Below are 597 nucleotides of genomic sequence, written 5' to 3'. Positions count from 1 at the left end.
GCAGAAGGCGCTTTGACTGATTTAACATCGCCTCCCAAGCGACGGATGGCGTGGCTTTCAGGCTGCGTCATCCTTTTGATTTCTTTTGCTCCAGAAGATCTTTGGATGAAAAATCTACGTCCTGACAGCATCGTGCAGTCGATCCACCGCATCGTGGCCGCGATCACCGGCTACCTCGCCAAATCGCGAGGTTACATCTCGGACAGGTCGCAGTTCGATGATCGCACCGATCGCAAGTGTCATGGGTGCGAAATCGCCCCTGATGTCTTCTTCGGACATGCATCCCTGCGACGGGAACGTCGGGCGGATTTGCCAGCTTCGGCCGGCCGGCGCCGATTGGATAGAGCTTGGTGCCACGGCAATAGACGTGGTGTTCAATCCCGCTCTGACACCCCAGACAGGGGCACGTTCTGCCTCGTCGGCGACGTCGCCTTCCGGCGAGTGCGCGAAGGTCTGGAGTGTCATCACGCCCGTCCCCGCGGCATCGGCCCCATGACCACCCTCCGCTGATGGCGAGTACGGCGATCATCCCTATCGCAAACTCGACGCAGGCCGCCAAAGTTCTGAGAGACTGACATGAGCGAAGAAATGGAACTC

Annotated in this window: 1 protein-coding gene; it reads right to left on the bottom strand. The window is 59.0% G+C overall.

What is annotated here, in order from left to right:
• Positions 1-114: 114 nt before the first annotated feature.
• Positions 115-465, bottom strand: a complete 351-nt coding sequence (locus ACYJRZ_RS31945) for a hypothetical protein (RefSeq protein ID WP_145926105.1) — start codon at positions 463-465, stop codon at positions 115-117.
• Positions 466-597: the final 132 nt, after the last annotated feature.

The organism is Rhizobium sp. No.120 (genome assembly GCF_054558365.1).
This window is presented reverse-complemented; position numbering and strand designations above follow the sequence as displayed.

What these genes read in the sequence shown, in the direction of transcription:
- ACYJRZ_RS31945 (WP_145926105.1), bottom strand. Translation starts at nt 465, where the DNA reads ATGACACTCCAGACCTTCGCGCACTCGCCGGAAGGCGACGTCGCCGAC.